Raw genomic sequence first — 19,663 nt, 5'->3', positions numbered from 1 at the left:
TCTAAAAGTCCCACCAACCTTTTTTCTAATGAAAAAATCTTACAAAAGTTTGCGCCGACAAACCGTGCCGGCGCTGCTGTTCTGCCTGCCACTGTGCGCCCTTTCTGCGGGGGCCGAAGCCTCGGGGCTTCTATTGGCGCCGTACAGCTATTCCGCGGCCCCGGTCCAGGCCATTACCGGCCGCGTGCTCGATGAGAAAGGCGACGGCCTGCCCGGCGTAACCGTGCTGGTGAAAGGCACTACCAACGGCACCTCCACCGGCGCCGACGGCGGCTTTACCCTCGACGCCCCGGCCGACGCCACCCTGCTGATTTCATCGGTGGGCTACATCTCCAAGGAAGTGCCGGTGAACGGCCAGACCACAATTACCGTGTCTTTGGCCACCGACGTGCAGCAGCTGTCGGAAGCCATTGTGGTGGGCTACCTGGTCCAGAATCGCCAGGACGTAACCGGCGCGGTTTCGACCGTCAATTCCCAGGACGTGCGCCGCGCGCCGGTAGCCAGCGTGGCCGAGGCCATTCAGGGCCGCGTAGCCGGCGTGACGGTGGCCAACTCGGGTATTCCCGGCCAAGCGCCTGTGATTAACATCCGCGGCGTGGGCACGCTGGGCAGCGGCAGCGGCCCGCTGTATGTGATTGATGGACTGTGGGTGCAAGGCGGCGGCCAGCGCGATTTTAACCCCCAGGATGTGGAGTCGGTGCAGGTGCTGAAAGACGCGGCTTCGCTGGCGCCTTACGGGGCTTCGGGCGCCAACGGCGTCATTATTGTCACCACCAAGCACGGCCGTTCTGGGCCGGCGGTGGTCACGGCCAGCGCGTATGCGGGCGTGCAAAACATTGCCAAGCGTTACGACCTGGCCGATGCCACCCGTTGGGCTGAAATCAACAACGCAGCCTATGCCGGGGCCAACCGGGCCGGCGGCGCCGGCAACCCCGACGACCGCAACCCCTTCGCCAAGACTCTGCCCGGCTACAGCACCGACTGGCAGAAAGAGCTGTTCAAGCAAGGCTCGGTGCAAGACTACAACCTGGGCGTGAGCGGCGGTGGCGACAACTCCAACTTTGCGCTGTCGGGCGGGTACTTCCGCCAAACGGGCACCATTCAGGGCCCGCAGTTTGAGCGCTACAGCGCCCGCATCAACACGGGTTTCAACCGCGGCCGCTTCAAGGTGGGCCAAAACCTGCTGCTCACGCGCACCAACCAAACCCGCGTGAACGGCCTGCCCTTCATCGACGTGGTGCGCATGACGCCCGTGACGCCCGTGTACGATGCCCGCAACCCCGGCGGCTTCGGCTTTGGCTCCAACAACACGGCTATCACCTTCGGTACCAACCCCATTGCGCTGCAAAGCCTGCTCACCAACACCGGCACCTCCAACCGCCTGCAGGGCAACGTGTACGGTGAGGTTTCCATCTTCGACTTCCTCCGCTACCGGCTCAACCTGGCCACGGAGTACCACGGCTTCCACGACCGCGAAAAGCGCCAGTACGGCCAGTGGCGCCAAAACGACCCGCTGAACCCCTCCTCGTATGCCGAAAACCAGGGCAACGAGCTGTTTGGCATGGTGGAAAACACCCTGACGTTTGATAAGAGCATTGGCCTGAACAACGTGACGGCCGTGGCCGGCTACAGCCGCCAGCGCTTCGACCAGGAGTTTACCCGCGGCGCCAGCTTCGGCTACGGCACCGGCCCCACCTACTACTGGGCCCTCGACGCCGGCTCGCAAAACCCGCAAGCCACCGGCTCGCAGTTTACCCGCACCAAGGAATCGTACTTCGGGCAGGTTACCTACGACTACGACCAGCGCTACCTGCTCACGGCGGCGTACCGCAACGACGGCTCGTCGGTGTTTGACCCGAGCAACCGCCGCGGCAACTTCGGCGCGGCCTCGGTGGGCTGGCGCGTGTCCAAGGAAAGCTTTTTCCAGGGCGTGACGGCGGTGAGCAACCTCAAGCTGCGCGCCAGCTACGGCGCCCTCGGCAACGACCAGCTGCCCGGTGCCTACGGCGGGTCCTACCTCTATCAGGGCTTCATCAACCCGAACGTGAACTACGTGTTTGGCCAGGGCCAGACCATCGTGAACGGCGCGGCCCAAACCGCGCTGGCTAGTTCCAACATCAAGTGGGAAGAGCGCCGCACCTCCAACTTCGGCTTCGACCTGGGCTTGCTCGAAGACCGGCTGTCGTTTTCGGCCGATTACTACATTTCGGAAACGCGCGACGCGCTGATTAACCCCGACGTGGCTTTGGTGCTCGGCAATGCCGGCGCCGCGCCTTTCCGCAACCTGGGCAAGCTGGAAAACAAGGGCTTTGAATTCCAGTTGGGCTACAATGACAACCGCGCCAAGTTCCGCTACGGCGTCAACGCCAACCTGTCGACCCTGAAAAACCGGGTAACCGACCTGGGCCGCTCGGGCGAGAAAGAAAACTTCTTCGTGGGCGGGCCCAACGGCGCCACCCGCACCGAAGTGGGCTACGAATTGGGCTCGTTCTACCTGTTCCAGTTCGACGGCATCTACCAGAGCGGCGACACCAACATTCCGAAGGGCCTGCAGGCCGGCGACGTGCGCTACAAGGACACCAACGGCGACGGCATCATCTCCGACGCTGACCGCACCCACGTGGGCCGCGTGTTTCCCAAGCTGCAGTACGGCGCCAACCTCAACCTGGGCTACGGCGCCTTCGATATGACGGCCTTCTTCCAGGGCGTGTACGGCAACGACGTGTTCAACATCAGCCGCTACTTCCTCGACCGCCTCGACGAGAACGGGAACTACCGCGCCGACTTGCAGCCCTGGACCGCCAGCAACCCCTCTACCACCACGCCCCGCGCGGTGATTAGCGGCGATGCCGCCGGCAACAACGCCCGCTTCGCTTCCAGCCGCTGGCTGGAAAGCGGCTCGTACCTGCGCCTGAAAAACCTGCAGGTGGGCTTCACCCTGCCCAAGGCCTACCTGACTAGCCTGAAGGGCATCAGCAGCTTCCGCATCTACGCCACCGGCCAGAACGTGTTTACGGCCACCAAGTACTCCGGCTACGACCCCGAAACCGTGGGCAGCGGCTCGCCTGGCAGCCCGGCCAACAACCTGGCCCGAGGCTTCGACGAAGGCAGCTACCCCAACCTGCGCAGTTTCACTTTGGGCGTTCAGGTCGGCATCTAAGCCCGGCATTTGCCCTTCCCACCGATTAAATCTCAACCCATGAAATTCAGTAAGTATATCCGGCTGGTGTTGGCGGGGAGCGTGCTGCTCACCGCGGCCGCTTGCCAAAAAGACCCGCTCGACCAAGTGAACCCGAACGTGCCCACCACGGCCTCGTTCTGGAAAACAAGCGACGACGCCGTGAAAGGCGTGAACGCCGCCTACAGCGGCCTGCAGCAGCTCGGCACCTACCGCCGCTGGCTCAACTTCGCCTTCGACACGCGTTCCGACGACTCCTTCAGCCAAAGCCCCTGGGGCGAGCTGCTCGACTGGAACCGCTTTGTGCAGGTGAACTACGACTTTGAGGTGTCGCAGAACATCTGGCGCGACCACTACCGCGCCATCTTCCGCACCAACCAGGTGCTGGACAACGTGCCCGGCATCGCCGGCATGGACGCCACCCTGCAAAAGCGCGTGCTGGCCGAAGCCCGCTTCCTGCGCGCCCTCTACTATTACAACCTGGTGGCCCTCTACGGCAACGTGCCGCTCGTGCTAAAAGCCGGCGCCACCCTGGAAACCAACGCGGCCCAGGCTACCGAGGCGCAGGTATGGGACCAGATAATTGCCGACCTGAAAGCCGCCCAACCCGACCTGCCCGCCAGCTACACCGGTACCGACCTGGGCCGCGCTACTCGCGGGGCCGCCACCACGCTGCTGGGCAAGGCCTACATGCAAAACCGCCGCTGGGCCGATGCCCAGGCCGAGTTTGCCAAGGTAATCGGGACCACCTACAGCCTCACGCCGAACTACACCGACAACTTCCGCCACACCACGGAAAACAACTCGGAGTCCATCTTCGAAGTGCAGTTCAACGACGACAAGCTGGGCGGTAACGATGGCGACGACGCCACGTCGTCGGAAGGCGGCCAGCGCTCGCAGTTCTGGGGCGCACCCAATGCCGGCGGCTTCGTCGACGCCGAAGTGCGCCCGTGGGTGGTGAACGAGTTTTTGAAGGAAGGCACCGTGAGCGGGCAGCGCGACCCGCGCCTGGCCGCCACCGTGTTCTACAACCGCCGCTTGTTTGCCACCACCCTGCCCCTTGATGCCGACACGCTGGTGTACGGCCGCGGCTTCTTGGCCCGCTACGCTGGCAACGCCCGCGACCGCAGCCGCACCTACTGGCGCAAGTACCAGACCGACTACTACCGGAACTTCGAGAACTTCGATTCCCCCATCAACCAGCGCGTGATGCGCTACGCCGACGTGCTGCTGCTGCAGGCCGAAGCCCTGAATGAAACCGGTAACACGGCCGGCGCGGTGCCGCTCATCAACCAGGTGCGCCAGCGCGCCGGCCTGGCCCCGCTGGTAGCCGCCAACTTTACCCAAGCCACCCTGCGCACCCAGCTCATGCACGAGCGGGTAACCGAGCTGACCGGCGAAGAGCAGCGCTGGTTTGACCTCAAGCGCTGGGGCTTGCTTGAAAGCCAGGCCGGCATCGACCAGCTCAAGGCCCGCGACGACCATTTCAGCACTTTCCAGCTCAACAAGTCGCGCCTGCTGCCGCTGCCCCGCACCGACGTGGACTTGCTGCGCCTGACGCAAAACCCGGGCTACTAATCCCAGCCCGCCGCGACCCGAACCAACGGCCGCTTCGCCTCCCTGCGGGCGAAGCGGCCGTTGTCGGTTTTTGCCCCGTTCCTGTCCCTCCTATCTTCTTCCGTAGTTTAGCTTATGCTCCATCCCCGTTCCTTCCTGGCGTCCTGGCTGCTGATTGGCTTGCTGGCCAGTGGGTGCTCCTCCAAAGCTCCCGCCCCCGCGCCTACCCCGACCCCACCGCCGACAGGCCCGACCACGCCGGCTACCACCTATTCCAACCCGCTGCTTTCCTCCGGCCCCGACCCGTGGGTGTACCAAAAAGACGGCTTCTATTACTACATGGCCACCACCGGCAACAACGTGACCATGCGCAAGACGGCCAAGATGTCGGAGCTGGGCAATGCCCCTGCTACCGTGGTGTGGACGGCCCCCAGCAACGGCGCAAACTCGCACGACGTGTGGGCGCCCGAAATGCACTTCCTCGACGGCAAGTGGTACATATACTTCACGGCCGGCCCCGGCAGCTGCTGCGGCGGCCAGCGCCTGTGGGTGTTGGAAAACACCGCCACCGACCCCACCACGGGCAGCTGGACGGAGAAAGGCCGCATTTTTAGCTCAAGCGAAGATTTTTGGGCCATTGATGGCACCGTGCTCGAGCAGAACGGCCAGCGCTACCTTATCTGGTCGGGCCACGCCAACGCGAGCACCGAAGAGCAGCGCCTCTACATTTCCAAGATGGCCAACCCCTGGACCCTCACCGGCCCGCGGGTGGAACTCTCTCGCCCGCAGTACAGCTGGGAACAGCAGGGCGTGCTTCCGGTAAACGAAGGCCCCGAGATTCTGCAGCACGACGGCAAAACCTTCCTCGTGTATTCGGCCAGCCACTGCACCACCGACGACTACGCCCTCGGCCTGCTGAGCACCACCGCCACGGCCGACCCCCTGGTGCCCACCGCCTGGACCAAGAGCGCAACCCCGGTCTTCGTGAAAAACGCCGCGGCGGGCGCTTACGGCCCCGGCCACAACACCTTCTTCAAATCGAAGGACGGCCAGCAGGACTGGCTGCTGTACCACGCCAACAGCCGCCCCGGCCAAGGCTGCAGCAACGACCGCAACCCGCGCATGCAGCCCTTCACCTACCGCGCCGACGGCACGCCCGACTTCGGTACGCCCGTGTCCATCGGGGTAGCATTGCCGCGCCCGAGCGGCGAATAGCACTGCCTGCCGCGGTGCTCCTACATTACTACCATTGATTAGCCGCTGTGCACAGCGGTCAACCTTTCATTTGAAGCAATGCTGTTTACTGCTCCCAAAACCAAGTCACTGCTGCTAATTGGCGGCTTCCTGGCCATTGCCTGCCAACGAATGCCCACCGGGCCGCAGGCAAAGGACACTGCAACCAAAGAAGTTTCTACTACGGTCCCGGCAGCCGCCGGCGTGGCAAGTACTCCCGTGGCGCTGGCCAACCCCGTACTGGCCGGCGACTTCCCCGACCCCTCCATTACCAAAATTGGCGATACCTACTGGGCCACCGCCACCACGTCCAATTGGGGACCCATATTCCCGCTGCTCACTTCCAAAAACCTCACCGACTGGAAGCTCGTGGGCCACGTGTTTCCGGGCGAGCGGCCGGGTTGGGCTGACTACTATTTCTGGGCCCCCGAAATCAGCCAGGACGGCGGCAAAACCTACATTTTCTACGCTGCCCACAAGCGGGGCGGCAACCTGGCCGTGGGCGTAGCCAGCGCCGACAGCCCCGCCGGCCCCTACAAAGACCACGGCCCCCTGGTAGGCGAGCCAGATGGCTCCATCGACGGCTTTCCCATGCGCGATGAGCAAGGCCAGCTATACCTTATTTGGAAGGAAGACGGCAACAGCATTCAGCGGCCCACCCCCATCTGGGCCCAGCGCCTCAACGACGACCGCACCGCGCTGGTGGGCGAAAAAAAGGAGCTGTTCCGCAACGACGCCAGCACCTGGGAAGGCAACCTCGTGGAAGGCGTTTCGATGGTGCGCCATGATGGCTACTTCTATGCGTTCTACGCCGGCAATGGCTGCTGCGGCCACGGCTGCACCTACGCCACAGGCGTAGCCCGCGCCAAAACCCTGCTGGGCCCCTGGGAGAAATATGCCAAAAACCCCGTGCTCATCAACAACGATACATGGAAGTGTCCCGGCCACGGCACCGCCGTAGAGTACCAGGGCCGCTGGTACATGCTCCACCACGCCTACAATGCGTTGAGCCAGGAATTTGCCGGCCGCCAAGGCGTGCTCAGCGAGTTTGTGTGGACGGCCGCCGGCTGGCCCGAGTTCCGGGGCAAGAGCACGCCCATCGCCGCGCCCTCTACCACCGCCCGCGCCCAGTCTTTCACCGACGAATTCACCGGCAAAACCCTGCAGCCCTCCTGGCAGTGGCCCGTTGAGCTGCGGCCCAATTTTACCCTCAGTGGCGGCCAGCTGCGCCTCACCGCCCGCCCCGACCACAGCGGCGCGGCCCTGGGCCAGCCCACTACCGCCGCCAGCTACACCGCTACCACTACCCTGCTCAACCCCGGAACCCTGGCCACCGGCAGCAGCGCTGGCCTCGCCGCCCACGGCGACCCCGATAACACCCTGATGCTGGTGGCCAGCGCCGGCAAAGTGCAGCTCATTCAACTGGAGAAAGGCCAGTCTAAAACCCTGGCCGAAACGCCCCTGCCCACCACCAAAGCCCTCCAGCTCCGCCTGCAGGCCCAGCAAGGCAGCCAGTTCACCTTCACCTGGAGCGCCGACAACGGCACCACCTGGCAAAAGCTGCCGGCTTCTGGCACCCCAGTTAATGGCAGCTACCTCCCGCCCTGGGACCGCGGCGTGCGCGTGGGTGTGGTAGCCCAAGGGCCTGCCTCGGCATCGGCTGCATTTGAACGGTTTGCGCTGAGCAGCCAGCTGTAGCTTGTTGGCTTGCATATGAAAGAAGCAGCTTCATAGTAACAAAAAGGCCCGTCCAAATGGACGAGCCTTTTTTAGTGGAATAACAACGCAAATCCTCATTTAATAAGGCTGATACGGTTGGACTTAGTGGTGCCGTTGGCAATCACGCGGTAGGTGTAGGTGCCGGACTGCAACGACGCGCCTTTGAGAATCACCGACCGGTTTTCACCGGCCTTGACTTCGCCGTCAAAGATGGTAGCAACCCGAGCACCAAGGGAATTGTAAACCTGCACTATTACGCGCCCACTCTTAGGCACGGAGAAGTTGATGGTCGCATCTCTGCCGGTTGGATTGGGGTAGGCTTCAGTTTGGATGTTGCTCTTTATCGCAATCGGGGCGGGGTCTTTGACCACCATGCCCGAACCACTGGGGCAGACGTTGGTTGTGTAATTGCTGCAATTCGTAGGGTCAGATACGCAACCAACTGTGTTAGTTGATGTAAGCCCAGTAGTAACCGTAATACTGAAGCCGCCTAACCCAGGTACCACATTAAATTTAACAGGGCCGTTTGAACCGGTATAAGTAAAGGTTTTATCCGTTTCACCTGTTTGTTTAAACGTGTACTTTCCCGATACTGGACACAATACAGTGACGGTAGGAGTAGCATTAGTTCCACAGATGGTTGCCTCTTGTAGAGTTACAACGGGCCTGGCTGGATTTGGGGGCTGCGTATTTACAACAACCATTGTAGGAGCAGACTCGCAGGTGCCTGATTTAGCCGTAAGGCCATAAGTGCCAGAGGCAACTGTAGAGAATGTACCAGTGGTGCTGGTCACGGCCGTCGTCGCTGGAGATGGGCCAGTCAGTGTGTAAGTATAGCCGCTAATTGGATTGGTTACGTTCACCGTGCCCGTGGCGGTAACGCAAGTAGGCTGATCTACGGTTGCTTTTGGTTTATCTGGAACTCCATTAAATGAGCTTGCGGCAAAATCCTGAAGTGAAGCAGTAATGGATTGCGAGTTGCGGGTTTCAACTAAGAAAGCTGCGAAACACGGAGGGGAAGTAGTATTGTATATGTCGCACAGATTAACAGCACCTTCATAAAACAAATTGGGGGCATAGCTTTTGCTCCCGTTGCTAGCGGTGTAGGATAGTGGTGTCGGCACAGGTTGGTCAATGTGGTTGACTTCCGCACAAAAGGAGCCAGTTTTCTCGACTAACTTACCATCAGTCCATACATATGCCTTTATAGTAGGCGTTGTCCCTCCACCTGTAAAGTCGCTTAGTATCAGCAGGTCTCCATTTTGGTGTTCGCCGGAAAACGTACCACCTGTAGTGTTTGGGTGAACGTCGCTCACAAAAAACCAGAAGCCAATGGAGGCATCGCCGTTGTTGGAGGTGCGGTCGCCAAAAAAGCGTAGGGTGCAATTATTTGCCCCGGCTAAAGCAGCACCAGCATTGGTGATGTCACCTTTAGCATTAGCATTACCTAGGCTCCAACGCCATGCGGAGATTTTATCGCCGTCTTTGGAGCCCCCCGTAAACTGGTCATCTCCATTGCTGGTTGAATTGGCAAAATCCTTCGCATACCCACGGGTAGGATACACAGTTTGAAAGTTGTTCCAGTCGCTTGTTAAGCCATCACAGAACGTGCTTGGGTCAGGTGCGGTTTGGGCCAAAGCTCTGGTTGAAAGCAAAATGAGCAGCGCTAACAACAGCCGCAAGCCCCGTATAGCAATCAATGAGGCTAACATATTTTTAAATGTTTTGGGCTCTGAAAGAGGAATGTGAAAAATAGGTTTCATGAGTATAAATGTATTTAGCATAAGAAAATGGCACAAAGACAGTTATCGGAGGCACTGCCAAGCAGCAGCACAACCAACTTAGAATTATGAAGCCCGTGGTGTTTGGAAACAGTAAATCGCGGGGCAAAAACGTCCCTTTCTATAGCCACAGGCTATAGAATGCAACCCAAACAGTCGAACTGGGGGTCTCTTACGAGCAGCCTAAGCCGAGCTTAGGATTGGGGGTAAAGACGCGAGCAGTACTATTATAAGATAAGCCGGCCCTTGCCGGTGCCCTATTTGGCAATTCCACTAGCTGACCCGTCCATCGAAGAGGGCGGTACGCGAGGTCACAGGCCGCGGCCGACGAGCCTAGGATATAGGCCACGGGCTTTTTACTTTTTGGTAACCTAAGTTACATCAAAAATGAATTTTTTACAACACTTTATCAATAAATTTTTTAATTATATTTATAAGCTCAGCTGCTTTATTTAGTGTACTCGAGCTGGAATTGTACCATAAAAAGGCCCACCCTATTTAGGGTGGGCCTTTTCCATTTGCTTACGTCACAATTTAGGGGCTCTATTTCGTGAGGCTGATACGACTAGTCGTAGTCGTACCGTTGGCCGTAACCCGGTAGAAGTAGTCGCCAGAAGCCAGATGCTCCCCTTTCAGCACCAGCGTGCGGCGTTTTCCTCCCGTGGCTTCGCCATCGAAGAAGGTAGCTACCTGCCGGTTTACAAAAAAGCCCGTCCAAATGGACGGGCTTTTTCAGTGGAGTCACAGTGCAAATCCTCATTTGATAAGGCTGATGCGGTTGGACTTGGTCGAGCCGTTGGCAATAACGCGGTAAGTGTAGGTGCCGGACTGCAACGAGGTTCCTTTAAGCGTCACCGAGCGGTTTTCTCCGGCTTTGACTTCGCCGTCAAAGAGGGTGGCGACGCGCGCTCCGATGGCGTTATAGACCTCTACTACTACCCTCCCACTTTTGGGCACAGAGAAGTTGATGGTGGCGTCTCGGCCAGTTGGGTTGGGGTAGGCTTCGGTTTGAATGCTGCGCTTGAGCGGCTGAGCCATATCCATAGATTGGTTGGAAGGAGCAGTAAGATTAGCAGTAGTTGGGCAGGCAGCGGTTCCACTGCTGCAATGCGCGTTGTTAGTAGCCGTAACGCTATAGCCACCGCCGGGCACCAGGTTCTCGAAGACGACGAGCGGGGTACCAGTTCCGGTTGCAGACGTCGTAATGCTCTTAGGGTTCGTTGAAGACAGCGCTACGTTGGGCTGGGTTAGCGTGTAAGTAACCGACCCATACTCTGCATTGGTTACTTTCAAGGCCAGGGATGCAGTCGTATTGGTACATAAGTCTGGCTGTAGAATACTAACCGTGGGAGTAGTGGGAAGGGCGTTCACCGTCAGCGAGACGGCATCGCCGGCGCTAACGCAGCCGGTGGTGCTATTCTTGACGTAGATGGTGCCCGTGTACGGGCTGTTCGCGGCCGTGAGCGAACCCGTGCCCGAAATGGTGATGGGGCTCGCGGGCAAGGAGGCAAAATCGCTCATGCTCGTCAAGCCCGTGGTCCAGACGATTTTGTACTGGTTGGCCCCGCCCGATACGCTCGCGTACGTCAGCGAAGCGCTGGTGCTGCCCGCGCAAATGGCCCCGATGGCCGGCGTGCTAATCGTCGGGTTCGGGTTCACCGTCAGCGAGACGGCATCGCCGGCGCTAACGCAGCCGGTGGTGCTATTCTTGACGTAGATGGTGCCCGTGTACGGGCTGTTCGCGGCCGTGAGCGAACCCGTGCCCGAAATGGTGATGGGGCTCGCGGGCAAGGAGGCAAAATCGCTCATGCTCGTCAAGCCCGTGGTCCAGACGATTTTGTACTGGTTGGCCCCGCCCGATACGCTCGCGTACGTCAGCGAAGCGCTGGTGCTGCCCGCGCAAATGGCCCCGATGGCCGGCGTGCTAATCGTCGGGTTCGGGTTCACCGTGACGTCGTCGGTGCAGGTACTGGGGGCGAAGTTTGTGGCGGTCGTGACGACCTTAACCTGGAAGGTGCCCGTCGGGCCGCTTTTGGCCCGCACGTACACCGTGGCCACGTTGCCCGGGGTAATTACGGTAGCATTGGATGCAGAGCTGCTAACGAATTCTCCGTCGCCGGTGATTGACCAGGTACGCGTCGGGTTGATGGCCGCGCTTGAGCCGGTATAGGTCAAGATGTCGCCAACGCAGGCCGCCGTGTAATCGTTGAGCGTGCACGGCGCTACGAATACCGTGATGGAACCCGATTGAATCTGGTTGTCCTGGTTGCCCAAGCTGGCACCGTCCAGCTGGTTGAGCTTGAAGTGGTAGGGGCCGCCGCTGATGTTGGACGCCCCGGCATTGGGGCCCAGCCACAGGCTCGTGTAAGGCGAGGAGTTGTCGCTGTTGGCCAGGTGACCGCCGGCCAAAACCAGCAGGTTGGCAGAGGCGGAGGTCCAGCTGAGCTTGTACAAGCCGTAGGAGTCTCCGAATTGGTCTGGAGCATCGTAGCCCAGGAAAGCGAGCTTGGCGCCCGAAATGGGGTTGTTGGGCTCGGCGTAGAGTTGGACGCCGCGCTTCACCCCGCCAAAGCCCGGGTAGCTGGCGGCGTCGTACCCGTTGATGGCGGTGGCAATTTTGGCGGCGTAGTCTCCCGCTGCCGGCACCGCGGCCACGGCCGTGCTAGTGCTTTGAAAGAGGCGGGTAATCATGACCACCGTGGCCGGGTTGGGGATGCTGGCCCCAGTCACCAACGCAAGCCGGTCAGCCGAGGACGTCGGGTCAAAGCCGCTCTTTATCTGTATCGTCCCGGTGATGTTAGTGTAGTCCTTGATGGCCTGGTCAAAGCCCGTGATAAAGTCATAGGCGTTGACCCCGGCTTTGGTGGCCAGGACCTTCAAGGTCATTTCGTGGTAGGTGCCATCCTTTCCGACGGGCGGCGCCGGATTGGCCGGAATGTTCACCAGCACCAAGCGCTGGAGCGTACTAGTGCCTTCGTAGTACTGTGAATTGTTCGGAATCAGGGCCCCAGCCACCCACTGTTCTTTACCGGGTTCGTTGGCGTACTGCGAAAATGAACTGCCAGACGACGTCGACGTCTTCTGCGCCATAGACCCCGTGCTCAGCAGCAGCAGCCAAGCCAACATGGCGAGGAGCGAAAATCCGGAACCACGGCTGTTTATTCCCGGCAAATGAATTAGATAATCAAGAAATGAAGATTTCCTGTAAGAAAAGGGCGTGTGAAAAAACGGTTTCATAGTGTAATTTTTAAGTTTTGAATCACAAATAGCTTGGTCAGAGAGCACGGCAAGGCCGATGCATACCGGACCACACAGTTGGTGGTCACGGGCATTGTGGAGCAGAACTTGCGGGGCAAAGGCGTCCCGTTCCAGCGCAGAAGGCGCTGAAAAAGCCCATGATGGTAGAAAGGGGGGGCCTGTGGCTGTTCTAAACCGCGCTCAGGAACGAAGCGTGAGAATACCGGGGCAGAAGGAGCGAATCGGCGTTGCCGCTGCCATAACTGGCATATCAACTAAACAACCACCCATCTAATTGGGTGGTACGCGAGGTCAGGGTCGCGGCAATCGAGCCTAGGAGATAGGCCGCGGACTTTTGTTATGACCTAAGTTACCTATATATTTCACCTTATCAAACTTTTCCAATATTTTTTTTAAACATTCTTATAGATAGCAAAAATGAATATTGTTTAGATGATAACAATATAACATAAAATCTTACATAACAAAACATAGTCTTGGGCAGAAAAATAGCCGCGGACTATGGTTAAGCAATAGATAAATAATGTATTAATCAAGCTAGTTCGCTCTATTATCCTCTTGGCTAGTTCTATATCAAGCCTTGCAACTGCATTCTTTAGCCGTTGGGCAGTGCCTCATAGTGAATAGTACCTGTGGATAATAGAAGTACTATATACCACTAGTAATCAAATTCATTTACCCATCCAATAAAGTCATGTTGCTAGGGCGGTAATAGTAGGAACGCAACTACCCTTCTGTACTGCAAGGCATCACAAAGTATTGCCACATAGCCTAATTGCTTACCTTGGCGATATGGACGTCGTGGAAAAGGCAAGAACTACTGGTGAAGCAACCCTGGTCCGGGCATTTGGGGTCTTCACGGGTACCCTGCTGGTTGCGGGCATTGTGATTGGGTCCGGCGTGTTTAAGAAGATTGTGCCCCTGGCGCAGTCTGGGCTAAGCGAGTCCTGGATTCTGGGCGCCTGGGTGCTCGCTGGCTTCATTACCATGTGCGGCGCCTTCAACCTGGCCGGCCTATCCTCGCTCACCGAAGAATCGGGGGGCGTCTACGAGTACCTACGCCTATCGTTTGGGAATTTTGCCTCCTTCTTGTTTGGGTGGACCGACTTTGCCATTATCGGCTCGGCATCGGTGGCGGCGTTGGGCTTTATCTTTTCCCAGACCATCAACGCCCTGATTCCGCTGCCCAACCCGCTGCAGTCGCTGGCGCACCTGTCCATCGGCCATTTCATTTATCCGTTTGCCGACTCGGGGATAAAAATCCTCGCCATTGGCACCATTTTCATCCTTACCTGGGTAAACTACCGCGGCGTCGAGGCCAGTGGGAAACTCAGCAGCGTCTTCACGGCCGCCAAAATCCTGGGCCTGTTACTACTCATCCTCGTTGGGCTGTTTGTGGCCACCCCGGCCCATCAGGCCACGAGCCTGCCGAGCGCCCCGGCTGCCATAGCCGGCAATGCCTCGTTGCTCAGCGCTTTTTTCGGCGCGCTGCTCAGCGTGTTCTGGGCCTACGATGGCTGGGTAGACCTCTCGTTTGTAACCGGCGAAATAAAGAACCCCACGCGCAACCTGCCGCGGGCAATTATCGCGGGCGTATCCATCGCCATCGTCTTATATGTGCTGGTCAACTACGCATACATGCGGGTGCTGACCCTGCCCCAGCTGGCAGCCGTGCATCCAAATGATATCGGGGCGGCTGTGGTGGCCGAATCGGTGCTGGGGAAATGGGGAAAGACGGCCGTGACGCTCCTAATCATGGTGAGCGTCTTCGGCACCCTGAATGCCGTGCTGCTCTCGCACAGCCGCATCTATTTTCGCATGGCGCAGGAACGGTTTTTCTTCCCTAAGGCCGCCGCAGTGCACCCGCGCTACCGGACCCCGCACGTGGCGCTGGTATACACGCTGGTATGGAGCTGCCTGCTGGTAATCTCGGGCACTTTTGACCTACTGACCGACTTGGTCATTTTTGCCACCTTCCTTTTCTATGGGCTGTTAGCCGTGGCGGTCCTGAAGATGAAACGACAGGGGAAAATCACTGCCAACGTGATTGGCTACCCCTTCATTCAGCTCATTCTCCTCCTATTTGCCCTCGCCCTGGTTGTTAACACCCTGGTCACCCAGCCCAGGCAGTCGTTGATAGGCCTCCTGCTGATTCTGACCGGCCTGCCCTTTTATTTTTACTTCAAACGCCAAGCCGCTGCAGCTCCAGCTGGTGCTTCTACGGAAGGCTAGCTTGGGGTTATAGTTGGGCTAAAGCTGAGGCGGCATTTTGCGGCCACTCTCTCATTGAGGCTTTAGCCCCTATAGAGCGGCTTCGCCATTGCAGGTCATGCGTTGGGCCATTGCACTGCCCACGAGCAACTCTCCGAAAAAGAAAAAGCCCCATTTCCAACTTGGAAACGGGGCTTTTCTGTAGAGAGCGAGGGATTCGAACCCCCGGAGGTTTGACCCTCAACGGTTTTCAAGACCGCCGCAATCGACCACTCTGCCAGCTCTCTGGGTCAACTACTATTACGCTGGTGTACGCAATTCAACAAAAAAGGCTTTTCCCAGCGCAGAAAAGCCTTTTTGTAGAGAAGGGGGGATTCGAACCCCCGATACCGTTGCCGGTATAACGGTTTTCGAAACCGTCGCATTCGACCACTCTGCCACCTCTCTAACAGGTTCCCCGAGTGATTGGGGAGTGCAAAAGTAAGAACGAAAGCGCAACGATGTAGCCCAAACGCAGAATTATTTTTCCACAAAGCGTTGTTGCCGCCTCCCTCCTAGTGGGCGTTCGCGGCCAGCTGCTCCTGCAGCATCTTCCGTCGGCGCCCAGTTACGGCGTCCATGCTCACGTTCACTTCGAAGCCGATTATCAGGGTCATGCACACAAATTCCAGCCACACCATGAAGCCCACCAGCGCACCGATGGAGCCATAAAAGTGGTTGTAGGAGTCGAAAATGCGCACGTAGAGCGTGAAAAGAAACGATACCAGAAAAATGAGCAGCGTGGCCACGATGGCCCCCACCGATACCAGCGGCCACTTGTCGTGCACGGGCGGCACGAAGTAATAGATGACGCAGGTAGTGCTCAAAAACAGCCCAATCAGCGAGCCGTAGCGAATGAGCGTCAGCACCAGGTCGGTGAACCGCTCGGGCACAATTTCATAGTACACCAGCCAGTCTATCAGGTAGGTGCCGAAGAAGATGCCGGCGATGGCCAGCACCAGAATCAGCGACAGCACGAATGTGAGGGCCGTGGCAATCATGCGCTTGCGCAGGTAGCTGCGGTGCTTAAACCACGGGTACTTCTTCTCAAATGCGTCAAGCAGCGCCATGATGCCGTTGGAACTCAGCACCAGGGCCGTTCCGAAACCGAAGGATAGCAAGCCGCCGTGCGGAATGTTCACAATATCCTCGATAGTGGAAGCCGTGGCCGCGTACAGTTCGCGCGGCATAAAATCGGCCAAGAACTGCAAGATGTCCACGTTCAGGTTCGGTACGGGAATGTACGGAATGAGCGTAAATAGGAAAATGATGGTCGGGAACAGGGCCACCGTGAGGTTGAAGGCCATGTAGGCGGCGCGCTTTTCCAGGCTATCGAGGCGCAGCTCGTGCAGGATGCGGTCGAGCACGTCGTAAACCGAAGCGTGGCCACCGGGCAGGCGCAGCTTTTTCAGCCCAACAATGAGACGCCGGTAGTGCCGGTGCTGGCGCACATCGGGGAAACGGGCACGACGGATGGCGGGGGCTTTCATATCATTTAGAACGAAGAGCGTCGGGTTGAGCTAAGTCGGAGCCTGACGTTCTCCATACCTTATTCGTTTACTCGCTTGATAAATGCGGCCGGCGCGGGCGCATCGGGCGAGATAGCGCCGGGCGTGGGCAGCACGGGGCTGTCGATGTCCTCCTCGCTAAAGTACGGAGCCAGCCGCTCCTGGATACTGGCGGGCATTTGCACGGGGCGGCCGGTGCTGGTTTTCACAAACACCATCAGGGTGTGTCCCTCGGTGAGCAGGTCGCCGGCTTCGTTATAAATCTCATACTCAAACAACACGCGGGTGCCTTCTGCGGGCTGACGCAGCAAAAGCCGTACCGTCAGCAGGTCATCGTAGCGGGCGGGGCGGCGGAAGCGGGTCCGGATTTCGCCCACCGGCATGCCCAGGCCATCGGCCTCCATTTCCTTGTAGCTGATGCCCAACCTCCGGAAAGCCTCGGTGCGGGCGACTTCAAAATAGGCCGCGTAGTTGCCGTGATAGACGTAGCCCATCTGGTCTGTTTCGGCGTAGCGCACTCGGATTTGAATGTCGGAAGTGTACATATCAGGGGGTTATATGAACGTCATGCCGAGCGCAGCGCAGCATCGCTCGGGGTAGCAACTCAATCGGCTGTCAACAATCGTCTGTCATGCTGAGCCTGCGAAGCATCTTATCAGGTTAGGACGAAATCGTTGAGGCGTGATAAGATGCTTCCTTCGTCAGCATGACAAGAGGCGCGAGCGAGATGCTGCGCTCCGCATGACGGGCTGGGCAATTCTACTTAATCCCCGCCCGGGTCAGCGCCGCCTGGTAGCGGCGGGCATTCATAATGTGCTCACTCTCGTTGGTGGCGAAGGCATGGTAGCCGCTGAAATCCTCTTTGGCGCAGAAATACAGGTAGTTATTGCTTTCCGGCTTGAGCACGGCGTCGATGCTAGCGATGCTGGGCAGGTTGATGGGGCCGGGCGGCAGGCCGCCGTACTTATAGGTATTGTAAGGCGAATCCTTCAGCAGGTGCACGTTGAGTACGCGCTTGATGGTGAAGTCGCGGTTGGCGTACACCACGGTGGGGTCGGCTTGCAGCTTCATGCCGCGCTTGAGGCGGTTGAGGTAGACGCCCGCGATGCGGGGCCGCTCGTCGGCATGCTGCTGCTGCTCGGCTTCCACGATGCTGGCCAGGGTGCTCACCTGGGCGCGGGTGAGGTGCAGCTTCTCGCGCTGGGCGTCGCGCTCCGAGGTCCAGAACTTTTCGTATTCCTTCTTCATCCGCTGCATCAGGTTGTTGGCGGAGGTGTTCCAATACAGCTCGTAGGTATTGGGGATGAACATGCTAAGCACCGTAGTAGTGTCGAAGCCCAGGCTCTTGGTGTAACTGGGGCTGCTCAGCAGGGAGTCGATTTGGCTGGGCCGGGCGTCAATCTGGTTCGAGAGCTTATCGGCCAGTTCGCGGCGCAGGCGCACGTTGGTGAAGGTGAGCTTAAGCGGCGATTGCAGGCCGGCCTTCAGCACGTTGATGAGCTGGCGGTTGGTGTAGCCGTCCTTGAGCTCGTAGCGGCCGGGCTTTACGTGCTCGGGATACTTCATGAGCTTGGCCACAAAGTGCAGCGAGAGCTTGTCGACCACCACGCCGGTGGCGTCGATGGTGTTCAGGGCCTTCTTCCAGTCGTCGCCGCGGTGCACGATGACGTAGGTTGGCTTGCCCTTGGTTTCGATGTTGGCCGTGAAGAAGACCTGGTAGAAATAATAGGAGAAACACACGAGGGTGAGCGTGAATACCACGCTCACCGTGGCCCAGCGCCGGCGGCGTTTCAGGGCTTGGTCGCGGTATTCGATGGCCGACTTTTTGGCAGGCTGGGACATGGGAATGATTAAGAGTATCGAGGAGGCGACATCAAAAGTACGAAAGGGCGCAACCTAGCGCGCAGGTTGGGCTAATGTTGTTTCGTTTCGGCCGGGCGTAGTACCTTGCCCGCACCTTTTGGCCCGGCCAGACAACCCGCTGCTGCCTTAGTTCGTCAATAGCGTGGCGGCGCCCGTCGTCACTTCTCTGTTTCTTACGCACACCCTATGCCCGCAACCCTCCTCCGCATCCACCCCGAAAATCCGCCTCACAGCCGTATCCAGCAAGCCGTTGACGTATTGCGCAAAGGAGGAGTCATCATTTATCCCACCGATACGGTTTATGGCATCGGCTGCGATGTGACCAATGCCAAGGCCGTGGACAAAGTGTGCCGCATCAAGAAGCTTTTTCCCGAAAAGGCCAACCTGAGCTTCATCTGCCACGACCTGTCGCACATCTCCGACTACGCCCACGGCATCACTACCTCGACCTATAAGGTCATCAAGAAAGCCCTGCCCGGACCTTTCACCTTCATCTTCGAAGCCAGCGCCAATGCGCCGCGCTTCGGCGGTACGAAGCGCAAAACGGTGGGTATTCGGGTGCCGGATAATCAGATTATCCTGCAGCTTGTGAAGGAATTGGGCAACCCCATCGTCAGCACATCAGTGCGTGAGGACGAAAACACGCTCGATGAATACGTAACTGACCCCGACCTGATTTTTGAGAAGTACCGCCTCTTGGTGGACCTCGTTATCGACGGCGGCTTCGGCGGCAACGTTCCCAGTACCATCATCGACTGCACCAACGACGACTTCGAACTGATACGCCAGGGCGCCGGAGATATTGAGCAGTATTTGTAGACGCCTGCCCTGTCGTAATACCCCGTTTGTCATTGCGAGGAGGCACGACGAAGCAATCCGTCCTGGTCTCAGCGACCAACCTCCTAATGTGAAAAGCCCCGACTCTACTGCAGAGTCGGGGCTTTTTCACATAATTGGGCTAGGGCGTGTGAACAGTTAATTTAGGGGAATGGAAACGCAGTATGTGTTGAGCGAGGCGCAGTGGTCGGTACTGGCGCCGCTGTTGCCGGGGCGGCGGGGGCCGGCCGGGCAGGACAACCGGCGCTTTGTCGAAGCCGTGCTGTGGCTGGCGCGCAGCGGGGCCCACTGGCGGGCCTTGCCGCCGGCCTGGGGCAACTGGCACACCACGTACACGCGCTTTGCGCGCTGGGCCAAAAGCGGGGCCTGGGGCCGGTTGCTGGCCGCCGTGCAGGCCCGCGACGCGGGCCTGGGCACCCTCTTGCTGGACTCGACCACCGTCCGGGCCCACCAGCACGCGGCCGGGTCACGAAAAAAAA

At 58.8% G+C, this 19,663-nt stretch carries 12 protein-coding genes and 2 tRNA genes; 7 read left to right on the top strand and 7 right to left on the bottom strand.

Annotation, left to right across the window (positions count from 1 at the left end):
• Window positions 1-28: 28 nt before the first annotated feature.
• The 4 genes from LJ738_RS02590 (at window position 29) to LJ738_RS02575 (ending at window position 7,666) form a co-directional block, all read left to right on the top strand.
• Window positions 29-3,160 (top strand): SusC/RagA family TonB-linked outer membrane protein, encoded by a 3,132-nt coding sequence (locus LJ738_RS02590; RefSeq protein ID WP_227784761.1) that lies wholly within the window; start codon window positions 29-31, stop codon window positions 3,158-3,160.
• 39 nt (window positions 3,161-3,199) lie between these two features.
• Entirely contained in the window at window positions 3,200-4,756 is a 1,557-nt protein-coding gene (locus LJ738_RS02585; RefSeq protein ID WP_227784760.1) for a RagB/SusD family nutrient uptake outer membrane protein, read from the top strand.
• Window positions 4,757-4,870: 114 nt separating this feature from the next.
• The gene (locus LJ738_RS02580; RefSeq protein WP_227784759.1) at window positions 4,871-5,950 is read left to right on the top strand and encodes a glycoside hydrolase family 43 protein; all 1,080 of its coding nucleotides are present in this window, start codon (window positions 4,871-4,873) and stop codon (window positions 5,948-5,950) included.
• Window positions 5,951-6,028: 78 nt separating this feature from the next.
• Window positions 6,029-7,666 (top strand): family 43 glycosylhydrolase, encoded by a 1,638-nt coding sequence (locus tag LJ738_RS02575; RefSeq protein WP_227784758.1) that lies wholly within the window; start codon window positions 6,029-6,031, stop codon window positions 7,664-7,666.
• Window positions 7,667-7,761: 95 nt separating this feature from the next.
• Here LJ738_RS02575 and LJ738_RS02570 read toward each other — a convergent pair whose 3' ends face one another.
• Together LJ738_RS02570 and LJ738_RS02565 are read right to left on the bottom strand one after the other, a co-directional pair.
• Window positions 7,762-9,450: a T9SS type A sorting domain-containing protein gene (locus LJ738_RS02570; protein ID WP_227784757.1), complete on the bottom strand. Its 1,689-nt coding sequence runs from the start codon at window positions 9,448-9,450 to the stop codon at window positions 7,762-7,764.
• Window positions 9,451-10,224: 774 nt separating this feature from the next.
• Window positions 10,225-12,594, bottom strand: a complete 2,370-nt coding sequence (locus LJ738_RS02565; protein WP_227784756.1) for a T9SS type A sorting domain-containing protein — start codon at window positions 12,592-12,594, stop codon at window positions 10,225-10,227.
• A gap of 924 nt (window positions 12,595-13,518) precedes the next feature.
• Between LJ738_RS02565 and LJ738_RS02560 the strand changes: the two genes are divergently transcribed.
• On the top strand, window positions 13,519-14,958 hold the full coding sequence (locus LJ738_RS02560; RefSeq protein WP_227784755.1) for an APC family permease: 1,440 nt from the start codon (window positions 13,519-13,521) through the stop codon (window positions 14,956-14,958).
• A gap of 181 nt (window positions 14,959-15,139) precedes the next feature.
• Here the strand turns inward: LJ738_RS02560 and LJ738_RS02555 are convergent.
• From LJ738_RS02555 to mltG, 5 genes are all read right to left on the bottom strand, one after another.
• Window positions 15,140-15,224 (bottom strand) — tRNA-Ser (locus tag LJ738_RS02555).
• A gap of 73 nt (window positions 15,225-15,297) precedes the next feature.
• Window positions 15,298-15,384 (bottom strand) — tRNA-Ser (locus LJ738_RS02550).
• Window positions 15,385-15,491: 107 nt separating this feature from the next.
• Window positions 15,492-16,466: a YihY/virulence factor BrkB family protein gene (locus LJ738_RS02545; RefSeq protein WP_068197611.1), complete on the bottom strand. Its 975-nt coding sequence runs from the start codon at window positions 16,464-16,466 to the stop codon at window positions 15,492-15,494.
• Window positions 16,467-16,525: 59 nt separating this feature from the next.
• The gene (locus LJ738_RS02540) at window positions 16,526-17,029 is read right to left on the bottom strand and encodes an acyl-CoA thioesterase (protein ID WP_317206781.1); all 504 of its coding nucleotides are present in this window, start codon (window positions 17,027-17,029) and stop codon (window positions 16,526-16,528) included.
• Between the two features lie 214 nt (window positions 17,030-17,243).
• Entirely contained in the window at window positions 17,244-18,326 is a 1,083-nt protein-coding gene (gene mltG / locus LJ738_RS02535) for an endolytic transglycosylase MltG (protein WP_071885985.1), read from the bottom strand.
• A gap of 207 nt (window positions 18,327-18,533) precedes the next feature.
• Between mltG and LJ738_RS02530 the strand changes: the two genes are divergently transcribed.
• Together LJ738_RS02530 and LJ738_RS02525 are read left to right on the top strand one after the other, a co-directional pair.
• Window positions 18,534-19,166 (top strand): L-threonylcarbamoyladenylate synthase, encoded by a 633-nt coding sequence (locus tag LJ738_RS02530; protein ID WP_068197617.1) that lies wholly within the window; start codon window positions 18,534-18,536, stop codon window positions 19,164-19,166.
• A gap of 169 nt (window positions 19,167-19,335) precedes the next feature.
• The coding region (locus LJ738_RS02525; RefSeq protein WP_227784754.1) for an IS5 family transposase at window positions 19,336-19,663 on the top strand (328 nt) is incomplete at its 3' end.

Source organism: Hymenobacter plasmatis, assembly GCF_020711255.1.
GTDB lineage: Bacteria > Bacteroidota > Bacteroidia > Cytophagales > Hymenobacteraceae > Hymenobacter.
This window is presented reverse-complemented; position numbering and strand designations above follow the sequence as displayed.

What these genes read in the sequence shown, in the direction of transcription:
- LJ738_RS02590 (WP_227784761.1), top strand. Translation starts at nt 29, where the DNA reads ATGAAAAAATCTTACAAAAGTTTGCGCCGACAAACCGTGCCGGCGCTG.
- LJ738_RS02585 (WP_227784760.1), top strand. Translation starts at nt 3,200, where the DNA reads ATGAAATTCAGTAAGTATATCCGGCTGGTGTTGGCGGGGAGCGTGCTG.
- LJ738_RS02580 (WP_227784759.1), top strand. Translation starts at nt 4,871, where the DNA reads ATGCTCCATCCCCGTTCCTTCCTGGCGTCCTGGCTGCTGATTGGCTTG.
- LJ738_RS02575 (WP_227784758.1), top strand. Translation starts at nt 6,029, where the DNA reads ATGCTGTTTACTGCTCCCAAAACCAAGTCACTGCTGCTAATTGGCGGC.
- LJ738_RS02570 (WP_227784757.1), bottom strand. Translation starts at nt 9,450, where the DNA reads ATGAAACCTATTTTTCACATTCCTCTTTCAGAGCCCAAAACATTTAAA.
- LJ738_RS02565 (WP_227784756.1), bottom strand. Translation starts at nt 12,594, where the DNA reads ATGTTGGCTTGGCTGCTGCTGCTGAGCACGGGGTCTATGGCGCAGAAG.
- LJ738_RS02560 (WP_227784755.1), top strand. Translation starts at nt 13,519, where the DNA reads ATGGACGTCGTGGAAAAGGCAAGAACTACTGGTGAAGCAACCCTGGTC.
- LJ738_RS02545 (WP_068197611.1), bottom strand. Translation starts at nt 16,466, where the DNA reads ATGAAAGCCCCCGCCATCCGTCGTGCCCGTTTCCCCGATGTGCGCCAG.
- LJ738_RS02540 (WP_317206781.1), bottom strand. Translation starts at nt 17,029, where the DNA reads ATGTACACTTCCGACATTCAAATCCGAGTGCGCTACGCCGAAACAGAC.
- mltG (WP_071885985.1), bottom strand. Translation starts at nt 18,326, where the DNA reads ATGTCCCAGCCTGCCAAAAAGTCGGCCATCGAATACCGCGACCAAGCC.
- LJ738_RS02530 (WP_068197617.1), top strand. Translation starts at nt 18,534, where the DNA reads ATGCCCGCAACCCTCCTCCGCATCCACCCCGAAAATCCGCCTCACAGC.